Origin of the sequence: Luteimonas galliterrae, assembly GCF_023374055.1 — a bacterium.
GTDB classification, from domain to species: domain Bacteria; phylum Pseudomonadota; class Gammaproteobacteria; order Xanthomonadales; family Xanthomonadaceae; genus Luteimonas_C; species Luteimonas_C galliterrae.
This window is the reverse complement of sequence record NZ_JAMBEP010000001.1, coordinates 933,524-945,749: the sequence shown is the minus strand read 5'-3', so window position 1 is coordinate 945,749 and position 12,226 is coordinate 933,524. Positions and strand designations below refer to the sequence as shown.

Genomic DNA, 12,226 nt, shown 5'->3' with positions numbered 1-12,226 from the left:
GGAACGCGCGCAGCGCATTCCGCCGCTCGCACAGCTGCCGCGGATGGCCGCCTATGCGGCGAAATCGCCTTCGGCGGTTCCGCCTTACCGGCTTCACGCGGGTTTTGGCAGTCTGTCGCATCCGCACCGGAGCGCGACATGAAGCAACGCCATTTTTCGATGCTGCGCGACTTCCATCTGGCCGACTGGTTCACGCTGGCCAACGCTTTTTGCGGCACCGGCGCGATTTTCGCTGCGATGCGCTTCCTGCAGGAAGGCGTGGTCGGGGATCTGCTGATCGGGATGGCGCTGATCCCGCTGGCTTTCGTATTCGATGCGCTGGACGGACGGATCGCGCGTTGGCGCAAGGTCGCCTCCACGCTCGGGCGCGAGCTCGATTCGCTCGCGGACGTGATCTCGTTCGGCGTCGCTCCCGCCGCGCTCGGCTACGCCTGCGGGCTGCAGGGCGGCTGGGACTGGATCGTGCTGAGCTATTTCGTGGTTTGCGGCGTCAGCCGCCTGGCGCGTTACAACGTCACCGCCGAAACGTTGGCCGACGGCGGCGACAAAGTGAAATTTTTCGAAGGCACGCCGATCCCGACCAGCCTGGCGATCGTAGTGCTGCTCGCCGTCGCCGCCTGGCAAGGACGTATCGGCGAATCGTTGTGGCTGGGCATGGTCCAGCTCGGACCGTGGCAACTGCATCCGTTGGCGCTCGTGTACGCGCTGTCGGGCTCGCTGATGATCAGCAAGACCCTGCGGATCCCGAAGCCCTGATCCGCCGCCTGCGAACCGTAACGTGGCTTGGGCGGCCGGTTGCTATCATCGGCCCGGACCCACGGAGGCGGCGATGACCCAAGCTGGAAACGCGATGCCCGGCGATTTCGAAGCGCTGGCCAAACAGTACTGGAATGCCTGGAGCGGGATGATGCGCGGCGCCGCTGCGCCGGGCGCAGCGGCCTCCGGCGCGCAGGGCTGGCACGAGGCCATCGAAGGCTGGAGCAAGCTGGTCCACGGCGGCCGCGAGGAGATCAATGTCGCGGTCGAACGCTTCAATGCGCAGGCGCGCGGCTGGTACGGACAGATGCAGCAGGTGGCCGCGCAGTTCGCCGGCCAGGACAGCAATGCGGCCGAAGTGGCCCGGGCCTGGAAGCAGGCGATGGGCGCGGTCGGCGAGAATCCCTTTCCGGAAATGTTCCGCTCGATGCGCGGACAGGGCCAGCAAGGCCTGGAGCAGTGGATCGAAGACGCATCGCCTTATCTGGAAGCCTGGCGCCGCGAAAGCGCCTCATGGCTCGGCATGCCCGCGTTCGGCTTCGCGCGCGAGCATCAGGAGCGCTGGCAGAAGCTGGCGCGGGCGCAACTGGATTACCAGGAGCGCAATAGCGCCTACAACGCGCTGATGATGAGAGCCTCGCAGCGCGCCTACGAATTGTTCGAGGACAAGCTGCTGGAACGCGAAGAGCCCGGACGCCAGATCACCTCGGCGCGCGCGTTGTTCGACCTGTGGATCGATGCCGCCGAAGAAGCCTACGCCGATATCGCGCTGTCGCCCGAGTTCCGCGAAGTATACGGCGAACTGGTCAACGCCCAAATGCGCTTGCGCAACGCGTTCCAAAAAGAGGTCGAGCAGGTCAACGCCATGCTCGGCATGCCGACCCGGACCGAAATGGACGGCGCGCACCGCAAGATCGCCGAACTCGAGCGCGCCTTGAGCCGGTTGCGCAACGCCGCGGGCGGGCAAGCCAAAACGCAGCCTCCTGCCGAGCCGGCGGCGAAAAAGACCGCCGCCAAATCCGGGCAGAAACCAGCGCCGAAAAGACAAAACGCCGATGCGGCCGCCAAGCGCGGCAACGGCAAGAACGCGAAGGGGACGCGCCGATGAACGGCCCGCTCAACGTCAGCGCCGACGGCCTGGCCCACGAGGCGCTGCGGATGCAGCAGAAACTCGCCGCCGGCGTGGAGACGCTGCGCAACGTCGACGACATCGAGTACGGCGCCACCGCGAAGCAGGAAGTCTGGCGCGACGGCAAGGTGGCGCTGTACCGCTTCGTCGGCGAAAAAACGCCCACGGCCAAGGTGCCGCTGCTGATCAGCTATGCGCTGGTCAACCGTCCGTACATGGTCGATCTGCAAGCCGACCGTTCCATCGTCAAGGGATTGCTGGCGCGCGGCGAGGACGTCTACGTCATCGACTGGGGCTATCCGGACCGCTCCGACCGTTTCCTGACGCTGGAGGATTACATCGAGCGCTTCCTCGGCGGCGCGGTCGATCATCTGCGCCGCGCTCACGGCCTGGATGCGATCAACCTGCTCGGCATCTGTCAGGGCGGCGCGTTCTCGCTGTGCTACAGCGCGCTGCATCCGGACAAGGTCCGCAACCTGATCACCATGGTCACGCCGGTCGATTTCCACACGCCGGACAACATGCTGTCGAACTGGACCCAGGGCATCGACATCGATCTGTTCGTCGACACGCTCGGCAACGTGCCGGCCGACCTGATGAACTGGTGCTACCTGACGCTGAAGCCGTGGCGGCTGTTCTCGCAGAAATACGTGGGGCTGGTCGACATCCTCGACGACAAGAAGGCGGTCGAGGACTTCCTGCGCATGGAGAAGTGGATCTTCGATTCGCCGGACCAGGCCGGCGAGGCCTTCCGCCAGTTCATCAAGCAGTTCTACCAGGGCAACGGTTTCGTCAAGGGCGGCATCGTCATCGGCGAGAACGAGGTGCATCTGGGCCTGATCGAGATGCCGGTGCTGAACATCTTCGCCGAGCAGGACCACTTGGTGCCGCCGGCGTCGTCCAGGGCCCTGAAGGGCCTGATCGGCAGCGGCGATTACACCGAGCTGTCGTTCCGCGGCGGCCACATCGGCATCTACGTCTCCGGCCGCGCGCAGAAGGAAGTGCCCGATACGATCCACTCGTGGCTGGATCAACGTTCGCCGAAATGAGGCGGTTCGCGCTCGCGCTCGCCGGCGCCGTTTGCTTTCTGTCGCCGCACGTGCCCGCCGCCGCTGCGCAAGCGGACGCGCAGGCGGAGATCGCCGGGCTGATCGCGGCGCTGGACGCTTCCGACTGCCGTTTCGAGCGCAACGGCAAGTGGTACGGCGCCGCCGAAGCGCGCAGCCATCTGCAGCGCAAGTACGATTGGCTGCGCAAACGCAACATGGCCGCGACGGCCGAGCAGTTCATCGAGCGCGCGGCCAGCGAGAGCAGCGTCAGCGGCCGGCCGTACCACGTGCAGTGTCCGGGCCAGGCCCGGCAGGCGTCCGCGGACTGGTTCCGGCAGCAGCTGCGGCGGTTGCGCGCAACCGCGAAATGAGCGGTTAGACTGGGCTCGACCCGTCCAGCCACCGAGCCAGATGAACACGTCCAAGCCCATCCTTGCCCGTTCCATCAACGACCGCGTCCTGGCCGGCGTGATCGGCGGCATCGCCCATCGCTTCGGCTGGAATTCCACGCTGCTGCGCGTGATCTACGTCGTGCTGTCGGTGATATCGGTTGCGTTCCCGGGGATCCTGGTCTACCTGATCCTGTGGTTGCTGATTCCGGAAGGGAACGATTGAGCGAAGCGCCGCGCTTGCCGATCGCCGCGGCCTGCGCGCTCGGCGCGCTGTGGACGTTGCCCAACACCTTGCTCGGCCTGATCGCGGGCGTCGTCGGCATCGCGTTCGGCGCGCACGCGCACTACAGCCATCGCGATCTGGCGATCGTTTTCCACCGTTGGCCTTGGGGGCCGGGGGGCGCGATCACGCTGGGCAACGCCATCCTGCACACCGGCGACACGTTGGATTCGCCCTGCCTGACGTACGCGCATCGCGCCGGCCATGGCGAAGAGTCCGAGATCCTGCTCGCCGATCACGAACGCGCTCATGTCTACCAATACATGGCGCTGGGGCCGTTGTTCCTGCCGTTGTATCTGTTGTGCGGCGGCGTCAGCGTGCGCAATCGTTTCGAACGCGCGGCCGACCGTTATGCGCGGCACGGCAGCGGTTGGTGGCCATGGGCGCGACCGCCGCAGAAATAATTTCGTCGCATGGCGCTTTTTTGACACCGGCTTAACGCCGCCGCCCGTATCCTGCAAACGTCGAAGAAAAAGCGACGACGCAAGTCAGAGCAGAAGCTTCGGCAACGAAGGCTCAGCCGATCAGGGAAACCTGAAAGACTGGGCCTTCACTTTTTTGCATTTGTTTTTTAGCAGATTTATCCGCGACTTGTGCATCGCCACCGCAGTGGATTCTGGAATGCGCGCGTAAGCGACTGATCGTCTTCGCGACCGCGCATTCAGCCTGAACAACGACGGCCCGCATGGCGGGCCGTCGTTGGTCCTGCGGCAATGTCGTATCAGTACACGGCGAATTCCGCGCGGCAGCCGTTGGTCACCCAGATCGATCCGGGCTGAGTACCCCAGGTGTTGCCGTAGCGGCACGGCGTGCCGCTGATCTGGCGGTACACCTCCACCGGTCCGTTGCGCGGCACCGCGCAGTTGGTCAGGCCGTTGTTGCGGGATTCGCAACGGATCACGGCGATCGGGTTGTAGCCGCCGCCGTAACCGGGGCGGTAGCCGCCGCCATAGCCGGGGTTGTAGTGCTGGTCGTAGCGGTCGTCGTCGCGGTCCTTGTCTTTGTTGGCCAGGATCGCCGCGCCGATCAGCGCGGCGATCGCGACGCCCGCCACCGCGCCGCTGTTGCTGCCCGAGCTGTGGTTTTCGCCGACCGTGAATTCCGCACGGCAACCGTTGGTGACCCAGATCCGGTTGCGGTCGTAGCCCCAGGTATCGTTCTGCCAGCAACCTTGCGAGCTGAGCTGGCGAGACAGGCGCACGCCGCCACGCGTGTCTACGCCGCAGCTCTGGTAGCGCCCGCCCTGAGATTCGCAACGCACCGTTTGCTGTGCGCGGGCCTCGCTGGCTGAGAAACCGGCGGCGGCCAGCAAGCCGCAAAGAAGGACGAAGCGGTTCATGGCGTGGCCTCCTTCAGCTTGCGTCGCGCCTGCGCCAGGGCTTCGATCTCGTCGCCGGCGAGGGCGCCGTCGCGGTCGGCATCGAACTCGTCGAAGGCCGGCCGCAGCGCGGCGCTGTAATCCTCGAGCTTCACTTCGTTGCTCGCGCCTTCGCTCTTGTTGACGACGATCGAATGCGTCGGCACCTCGTCGCCGCTCAACATGCCGTCGCCGTTCGCGTCGGCCGCGGAGAAACGGCGCATCATGGCGTTGCGGAATTCCTCGTGCCCGATCTTGCCGTCGCCGCTGCGATCCATCCGCTTGACGATGGTTTCGCTGGTGACGTTGACGCTCTTTCTTTCTTCGGCCTGTCCGTGCGCAGCCGCGGCGGCCAGCAGCGCGGCCGCGGCGCACCATCCCCATCGGCGCTTCATAAGTCCTGCCCCCATAGCGTTTATCGGCATGGCTATGCCGCTCCCGAGATTCGGCGGAGTCCGGTTAAGCCCGAATGAAGGCCGCCTGGCGGGATGTCTACTGCATTTCGATGACGCGGACGATCTAGCCCGGAGCGGCTGTCCGCGCCAGCGTCGCCAGGCTTTCGCCTAATGGCGTCGCATTCGGGCCGAAGCGGCGCTCGGCGAAAACGATCCGCTCGCGGCCGACCAGCACCACGCTGCTGCAGCGGGTGCCGTAGCGTTCGCTGCGCACGAAGGGCGGCGACAGCGCCCGTTCCAGATCCAAGCCGACGCCGGTGTCGGGCAGGGCGTCGTCGGGCGCGGGCGTGGTGTCGGCCAGCGCGTCCAGCAGAGGAGCGATCGACGCCGCGTCTTGCGGACCTTCGGCAGCCGGCGACTGCAGCCAGGCCGTCAGTGCACGCGTCGCATGCCCGCTCTTCGGCCAGGCCGCATCGAAGGGGCCGTTGGACATGGCATGCAAGCCCGCTGCGACGCTATCGGCGACGTAATGCGGATGGTTGCTGGCGAAAGTCAGCGCGGCGCCATCCCACACAAGCAGGTTGAAACGGCCGTATTCGGCCGCGCTCGGACCTATGCTGTCCGCATAGTCCCCGGACGAGGCAGTGCCGCGTACGAAGTCGCGCACCAGCGATCCACGCGAACGCGGCAGAGACTCGGCGGATAGTCCGGCACGCACATTGGTTACGGCCGCGAGGCGGCCTCGCGTGGAAGCCATCAGCCAACCACCACCAGCCTGCAGGTCGCGGCCGCCGTAGACCTCGGGCGCCTCGGGATCGGCGCCTGCCGGCGCGGTAGGGCGGCTGTGCAGCTCGTCGCGGTTGGCGATCAAGGCCAGTTCGTAACGCGGATGGGCACGCCAAGCGAGCGCGATCAAGCACATACGGCCATCCTAGCCTATCGCCAAGGGGGTAGGAAAATTCCTACAAAGGCTCGGGCAGTCCACCTATGCCCTAATCGTGACGCAGGACGCAATCTGCGCAGGCCCCGGCAGCACGGCTTGATGCACTGGCAACGGACGCCGCTCAGCAAAGGAGATTAGCCGCCACCTTGAGCAAGTGGAAAGCAGGGCCGGGGCGCTTTTTTTCTACATAGTTTTTTGGGAGGCCGCCATGGAACGGACGCTCTATACCGTGGAACCGACCGAACCAGGCTGGCAGGTCAGCGTCAGCGGCAAGCCGCTCGAACACTTCCGTCTCAAAGTCGCCGCCCTCTGCGCGGCCGAAACCTTCGCCCGCATCCGCTACCACGCCACCGGCGAGCCCACCGGCGTGCACATGCGCATGCTGTGCGGCGATCGGGTGATGGTGGGCAAGCACGGTTGACTCGGCGAACGCGCCTCGGCGCTAGCCAGGCGCGCGCAATCCCTGTAGCGACGCACTGAATACGCGGAACGACGAGCGCAGGAACATCGCCAGCAAGGCTACTGCGATCAGCATATCCGGCCAACCGCTGTCGAACAGCCATACGCCCGCGCCGGCGACCAGTACCGCCAAACCTTCGCCGACATCGTTGCGCGAGCATTCCCAAGCCGAAGCCATATTGACGTCGCCATGGCGATACGGATGCAGCAACCGCAGGCAAGCGATGTTCGCCGCGAGGTTGATCAGCGCGGCGATGCCGATGGTTTCGAAGATCGGCGTGGCCGGGTGGGCCAGACGCCAAGCGATCTGGACCGCCACGGCTATCGCAGCGAACAGGATCAGCGCGGATTTCAGCAGCGCGACGCGCGCTTTTACCTGCAGCGTCGAACCCACCACGGCCAGGCTCGCCGCGTAGGTGAGGGCATCGCCCAGGTTGTCCAGGCCGCCCGACAGCAGCGAAGTCGAGCGGCCCTGGATCGCAGCCGCGACCATCAATACGAAGGTGGCCAGATTGATCGCAAGCACGATCGCCAGCACCCGTCGCTCCTGGCGCCGCAGGGCGTCGGCGTCGATCCGCTTTTCGCAACAATCCTTGGACATCGACGGGCGAGTTTCCTAGGCTTGGCTCGGATTTTACGCTCAAGGTTGACAGACGGCGCCGGCGATACAAGTACCGACGAAAAAAGCCCGAATTCCGCAGAAGCGGCCGACTAGATCTTCCGCACGCGGAACTTGCGGCCCTTGATGCCGCCGTCGCGCAACTGCGCGACGGCATGATCGGCCTCCGCCCGCGCGACCGCGACGTAGGCGCGCGTGGCGAACACGTCGATCTTGCCGACGGCCTCGGCCGGCAGTCCGGCGCGGCCGGTCAGCGCGCCCATTACGTCGCCCGGCCGCAGCTTGTCGGTGCGGCCGGCGTCGATCTGCAGCGTGGCCATCGGCGCCTGCGGCGCATTGCGCACCTGTTTTCCGGCCATCGGAGCACGGCGCCAGCGCAGTTCGACGCCCTGCAGTTTCTCCAGCGCCAGCGCGCGCGGTATTTCCGGCGGCGCGCACAGGCTCAAGGCCAAGCCGCTTCGTCCGGCGCGTGCGGTGCGGCCGATGCGGTGGGTATAGACGTCCGGGTCGGTCGGCAGTTCGTAGTTGATCACCGCGCCGATGTCTTTCACGTCCAGTCCGCGCGCGGCCACGTCGCTGGCGACCAGCACGTTGCAGCTGCGGTTGGCGAACTTCACCAGCACCTCGTCGCGGTCGCGCTGTTCCATGTCGCCGTGCAGCGCCAGCGGCGAGAAGCCGTAACGCATCAGTTCGGACACCAGCGCCTCGGTATCGCGGCGCATGTTGCAGAACACCACGCTGGATTCCGGCCGGTGCTCGATCAGCAAACCGGCGAGCGCGGCGGGCTTTTGCGAGGCGTCCACCTCGTAGAACCATTGCTCGATGGCGGGCGTCTCGGATTCGCCGCCGACCGTCACTTCGACGGCATCGCGCAGCATGCGGCGTCCCAGGCCGCGGACCGCTTCCGGGTAAGTCGCCGAGAACAGCAGGGTCTGCCGGGTTTTGGGCGTCTTGCCGACGATGTCGCGGATCGCTTCCTCGAAGCCCATGTCGAGCATGCGGTCGGCTTCGTCCAGCACCAGCGTGCGCACGCCGGCCAGGCCCAAGGCCTGCTTGCGAAGCAGTTCCTGGATGCGGCCGGGCGTGCCGACCACCACGTGCGGCGCATGCGCCAGCGACGCCAGCTGCGGCCCGAGCGGGATGCCGCCGCACAGCAGCGACAGTTTCAGGTTGGGGATGCCGACCGCGAGCCGGCGGATCGCCTTGCCGACCTGATCGGCCAGTTCGCGGGTCGGGCACAGCACCAGCGCCTGGGTCTGGATCTGCTGCGGATCGACGCGCTGCAGCAAGCCGAGCGCGAAGGCGATGGTCTTGCCGCTGCCCGTCGGCGCCTGCGCGATCAGGTCGCGGCCGTCGAGGATCGCCGGCAGGGCTTGGGCCTGGATCGGCGTCGTATCGGCGAATTCGAGCGATTCCAGGCCTTGCAGCAGGGCGGGGGACAAGGGCAGGGCGGCGAATGCGGTCATGCGACATGATCGCAGGATTAACGCCATTGCCGGCACTCTGGGCGCCATTGCGCCGCCGGAGCCAGTCCCGAACTGCCGATTGCGGCCCCGGCGAGAAAATCGCCGACGGATGTCGAATTCGGTCCGTGCCGTGCGTCGTACCCGGAAGGGCGCCTGCTTAGGCGCTCAAGTTCACCCACCCCGCTGGAGGAATCATGAGCTACGTCGATGGATTCGTGGTACCGGTACCGAAGAAGAACGTAGAGGCCTACCGCCGCTTCTCGCGCAAAGCGGGCAAGATCTGGATGGAATACGGCGCGTTGGAGTATCTCGAGTGCGTCGCCGACGACGTGCCGCCGGGCAAGGTCACCTCGTTCGCGATGAGCGTCAAGCTGAAGAAGGACGAAGTGGTGGTGTTCTCGTGGATCCGCTACAAGTCCCGCAAACACCGCGACGCGGTCAACAAGAAGGTCATGGCCGATCCGCGCATCGCGAAGATGGGCCCGGACAACATGCCCTTCGACGGCAAGCGCATGATCTACGGCGGTTTCAAGCCCATCGTCAGCCTCTGAGCGGAGCTTGCGCCGCCTTGCGCGGTCGTCCCGGCGGCTTGCCCCGCTCTTTGTAGAGCGGGGCTTGCCCCGCGATCGACGATATCGCCGCTTGGCTGGGTGCCCAAAAACGCACAAGGAAGAAGGATCGTTCGATATGAGCAAAGTCGTACTGCATTTTTCGATGTCGCTGGACGGCTTCATCGCCGGTCCGGGCGTCACCGTCGCATCGCCGATGGGCGAGGGCGATGCCGGTTTGCATCTGCACGATTGGATCTTCGAAAAACCCCAAGATGCGATCGATGCCGAAGCGGCGGAACAGATGCAAGCAGGCACCGGCGCCGTGGTGCTCGGCAGGCGCACTTTCGACGTCGGCATCGGCGAGTGGAAGGACGTGCCGTATCCGGCGCCTTGTTTCGTGCTGACCCATCGCCCACAGGCGCCGCTGGCCCAGAAAAGCGGCGCATTCACCTTCGTTGCCGACGGCATCGAAAGCGCGATCGCCCAAGCGCGCGCGGCGGCCGGCGACCGGGATGTCACCGTGATGGGCGCCGATACCGCGCAGCAGGCGCTCAAGGCCGGACTGGTCGACGAACTGAAACTGCAAGTGGTCCCGATCCTGATGGCTCGCGGCGTGCGGCTGTTCGATCGCCTCGGCGTCGACGGCATCGATCTCGAGTTGATCCGGCAGGCGCAGTCGCCGCGGGTCACCCACCTGCATTACCGCGTCCTGAAATGATCGGCGGCTATGCCTGTCCGGAAGCGGCCGCAGCGGCATCCCGCGCCCGCTCGAGCAGCAGGTCGCGCTCGCGCGCATTGCGGGTGAGCGAAGCCGCGCGTTCGAACTCGGCGCGGGCTTCGTCAAAGCGGCCCAGCTTCTTGAGCAGGTCTCCGCGCACGCTAGGCAGCAAGTGGTAGCTCTTCAGCGCAGGCTCGTCGGTCAGCGCATCGACCAGATCCAACCCCGCCGCCGGGCCGAAGAGCATGGCCAACGCGACAGCGCGGTTCAATTCCACGACGGGCGAGGGCGATAGTTCGGCCAAGGCGCCGTACAAGCCGACGATGCGCGCCCAATCGGTCTGCTCCGGCGCCAGCGCGCGCGCATGGCAGGCTGCGATCGCCGCCTGCAAAGCGTAGGGACCGCGCGCGCCGCCGAGTTTTTCGGCGCGTTCCAATGCGGCTAGCCCGCGCTGGATCAGCAGGCGGTCCCAACGCGCGCGGTCCTGGTCGAGCAGCAGGATGGGTTGCCCCGACGGCCCCACGCGTGCGCCTGCGCGCGAAGCCTGGATTTCCATCAGCGCCACCAGACCGTGCACTTCGGGTTCCGATGGCGCCAGTTCGGCCAGGATGCGTCCCAGGCGCAAAGCCTCGTCGCACAAGCCGGGCCGGATCCAGTCGTCGCCGACGGTCGCCGAATAGCCTTCGTTGAAGATCAGGTAGATGACGCCGAGCACCGACGACAACCGCTCGGCCAGCTCGGGCCCGCGCGGCACTTCGTAGGGCACCTGCGCATCGGCGAGGGTGCGCTTGGCGCGGACGATGCGCTGGGCCACCGTCGGCTCGGGCACCAGGAAGGCGCGCGCGATCTCTTCGGTGGTCAGGCCGCCCAGCAGGCGCAGCGTAAGCGCGACCCGGGCTTCGGTGGACAGCACCGGATGGCAGGCGGTGAAGACCAGGCGCAGCAGGTCGTCGCCGATATCGTCGTCGACGAAATCCTCGATCCGGGTCGCCGTGGCCTCCTGCACGTCTTCCAGTTCGTAGCCGATTTCTTCGTGTTTGCGCTGCTGCAGCTTGCTGCGGCGCAGGCGGTCGATCGCGCGATGCTTGGCCGTAGCCATCAGCCATGCGCCGGGGTTGTCGGGCACGCCCGATTCGGGCCAGCGCTCGAGCGCAGCGACGAGCGCGTCCTGGGCGAGCTCTTCCGCCAGCCCTACGTCGCGCACCATTCTCGCCAAGCCGGCGATCAGCCTGGCCGATTCGATCCGCCAGACGGCATCGATGGTGCGGTGGGTCTCGGTCGCCGTCATGGCGACCGATCAAACCATCATCGATGGGTGCGCGCAAGGCCCGGAACGTCAGTGATCCATGCGGTCCGCACCGGTCAGGCGATGCCGCCCGCAGGCATGGAGGCCGATACCGGCCCGCACCGTCTCCGTCGCTCGCGCCTCCATTTCTGCAAGTTCGCGCGATTCGTTCGCGGAGACGGTTTCCTCGCGCCTCTGGTCCGCAGCGGCGGGATCGCGGTGCAGCAGCAGCCACAACATCGACATATTCGATACGTTCGGGTCGGCGCGCCGGGTACGGTCCGCGTTATTGCCGGCGCGCGACTTCGGCGCGCAGGCGCTCTTCCTGCTCGCGCAGTTCGGGGGTGAATTCGGCGCCGAAATCCTCGGCTTCGAACACCTGGCGGATCTCGACCTCGGCGCCGTCGCCGAACGGCGCGCGCTTGAGCCATTCGATCGCTTCTTCCTTGGAACGCACCTGCCACAGCCAGAACCCGGCGACCAGTTCCTTGGTTTCCGAGAACGGGCCGTCGATGACCGAAGTGCGCTTGCCGCCATGGAATTTGACGCGTGCGCCCTTGGAACTGGCCTGCAGGCCTTCGCCGGCCAGCATTACGCCGGCCTTGACCAGTTCTTCGTTGTATTTGCCCATTTCGGCCAGCAGCTCTTGGGTCGGCAGCACGCCGGCTTCGCTGTCCTGGTCGGCTTTGACTATCACCATGAATCGCATCGTCGTTTCTCCTCGTCGGTTGGGAAGGGAGGCGGCTGCCGGCGACGGGCGCCGGCAGCGCTGGCCTCTTATGGCATCGACGAATCGAAGACGGCGTTATCGACAAATTTCCGAATCT

The 12,226-nt window shown here is 66.2% G+C and carries 17 protein-coding genes; 9 read left to right on the top strand and 8 right to left on the bottom strand.

Features of this window, described 5'->3' with window-relative positions; genetic code table 11:
- Nucleotides 1-138 precede the first annotated feature (138 nt).
- The 6 genes from M2650_RS04260 (at nt 139) to M2650_RS04235 (ending at nt 4,010) form a co-directional block, all read left to right on the top strand.
- Nucleotides 139-756 carry a CDP-alcohol phosphatidyltransferase family protein gene (locus tag M2650_RS04260; RefSeq protein ID WP_249471641.1) on the top strand — a complete coding sequence of 206 codons (618 nt, stop codon included), beginning with the start codon at nt 139-141 and terminating at the stop codon, nt 754-756.
- Nucleotides 757-829: 73 nt separating this feature from the next.
- Complete coding sequence (phaE, locus tag M2650_RS04255) at nt 830-1,864, top strand: class III poly(R)-hydroxyalkanoic acid synthase subunit PhaE (RefSeq protein ID WP_249471638.1); 1,035 nt, start codon at nt 830-832, stop codon at nt 1,862-1,864.
- A complete protein-coding gene (locus M2650_RS04250) occupies nt 1,861-2,934 on the top strand; it encodes a class III poly(R)-hydroxyalkanoic acid synthase subunit PhaC (protein WP_249471635.1) in 1,074 nt (357 codons plus the stop codon). Before phaE ends, M2650_RS04250 begins: the two co-directional genes overlap by 4 nt.
- A complete protein-coding gene (locus tag M2650_RS04245; protein ID WP_249471633.1) occupies nt 2,931-3,305 on the top strand; it encodes a YfeK family protein in 375 nt (124 codons plus the stop codon). Before M2650_RS04250 ends, M2650_RS04245 begins: the two co-directional genes overlap by 4 nt.
- Nucleotides 3,306-3,345: 40 nt before the next feature.
- The gene (locus M2650_RS04240) at nt 3,346-3,549 is read left to right on the top strand and encodes a PspC domain-containing protein (protein WP_249471630.1); all 204 of its coding nucleotides are present in this window, start codon (nt 3,346-3,348) and stop codon (nt 3,547-3,549) included.
- Nucleotides 3,546-4,010, top strand: coding sequence for a hypothetical protein (locus M2650_RS04235; RefSeq protein WP_249471628.1), 465 nt, complete (start codon nt 3,546-3,548; stop codon nt 4,008-4,010). Before M2650_RS04240 ends, M2650_RS04235 begins: the two co-directional genes overlap by 4 nt.
- 317 nt (nt 4,011-4,327) lie before the next feature.
- On the opposite strand, the gene M2650_RS04230 is transcribed toward M2650_RS04235, so the two are convergent.
- From M2650_RS04230 to M2650_RS04220, 3 genes are all read right to left on the bottom strand, one after another.
- A complete protein-coding gene (locus M2650_RS04230; protein WP_249471626.1) occupies nt 4,328-4,945 on the bottom strand; it encodes a DUF3011 domain-containing protein in 618 nt (205 codons plus the stop codon).
- A complete protein-coding gene (locus M2650_RS04225) occupies nt 4,942-5,358 on the bottom strand; it encodes an EF-hand domain-containing protein (RefSeq protein WP_249471624.1) in 417 nt (138 codons plus the stop codon). The genes M2650_RS04230 and M2650_RS04225 overlap by 4 nt, the downstream gene beginning before the upstream one ends.
- A gap of 124 nt (nt 5,359-5,482) precedes the next feature.
- The gene (locus M2650_RS04220; RefSeq protein ID WP_249471621.1) at nt 5,483-6,280 is read right to left on the bottom strand and encodes an NRDE family protein; all 798 of its coding nucleotides are present in this window, start codon (nt 6,278-6,280) and stop codon (nt 5,483-5,485) included.
- 229 nt (nt 6,281-6,509) lie between these two features.
- Between M2650_RS04220 and M2650_RS04215 the strand changes: the two genes are divergently transcribed.
- Nucleotides 6,510-6,722, top strand: coding sequence for a hypothetical protein (locus M2650_RS04215; protein WP_249471618.1), 213 nt, complete (start codon nt 6,510-6,512; stop codon nt 6,720-6,722).
- Nucleotides 6,723-6,743: 21 nt separating this feature from the next.
- On the opposite strand, the gene M2650_RS04210 is transcribed toward M2650_RS04215, so the two are convergent.
- Together M2650_RS04210 and dbpA are read right to left on the bottom strand one after the other, a co-directional pair.
- Entirely contained in the window at nt 6,744-7,361 is a 618-nt protein-coding gene (locus M2650_RS04210) for a cation efflux transmembrane domain-containing protein (protein ID WP_249471615.1), read from the bottom strand.
- 110 nt (nt 7,362-7,471) lie between these two features.
- Nucleotides 7,472-8,845: an ATP-dependent RNA helicase DbpA gene (gene dbpA, locus M2650_RS04205; protein ID WP_249471612.1), complete on the bottom strand. Its 1,374-nt coding sequence runs from the start codon at nt 8,843-8,845 to the stop codon at nt 7,472-7,474.
- A 194-nt stretch (nt 8,846-9,039) separates the two neighbouring features.
- Here dbpA and M2650_RS04200 point away from each other — a divergent pair, with 194 nt between their 5' ends.
- Complete coding sequence (locus M2650_RS04200; RefSeq protein ID WP_249471609.1) at nt 9,040-9,396, top strand: DUF1428 domain-containing protein; 357 nt, start codon at nt 9,040-9,042, stop codon at nt 9,394-9,396.
- Between the two features lie 136 nt (nt 9,397-9,532).
- Nucleotides 9,533-10,114, top strand: coding sequence for a dihydrofolate reductase family protein (locus tag M2650_RS04195; RefSeq protein ID WP_249471605.1), 582 nt, complete (start codon nt 9,533-9,535; stop codon nt 10,112-10,114).
- Nucleotides 10,115-10,121: 7 nt separating this feature from the next.
- On the opposite strand, the gene M2650_RS04190 is transcribed toward M2650_RS04195, so the two are convergent.
- From M2650_RS04190 to M2650_RS04180, 3 genes are read right to left on the bottom strand one after another with little or no spacing between them, the layout of a single operon-like run.
- The gene (locus M2650_RS04190; protein WP_249471602.1) at nt 10,122-11,402 is read right to left on the bottom strand and encodes an RNA polymerase sigma factor; all 1,281 of its coding nucleotides are present in this window, start codon (nt 11,400-11,402) and stop codon (nt 10,122-10,124) included.
- 48 nt (nt 11,403-11,450) lie between these two features.
- Nucleotides 11,451-11,639 (bottom strand): hypothetical protein, encoded by a 189-nt coding sequence (locus M2650_RS04185; protein WP_249471599.1) that lies wholly within the window; start codon nt 11,637-11,639, stop codon nt 11,451-11,453.
- 46 nt (nt 11,640-11,685) lie between these two features.
- Nucleotides 11,686-12,108 carry a YciI family protein gene (locus M2650_RS04180; RefSeq protein ID WP_249471596.1) on the bottom strand — a complete coding sequence of 141 codons (423 nt, stop codon included), beginning with the start codon at nt 12,106-12,108 and terminating at the stop codon, nt 11,686-11,688.
- Nucleotides 12,109-12,226 lie beyond the last annotated feature (118 nt).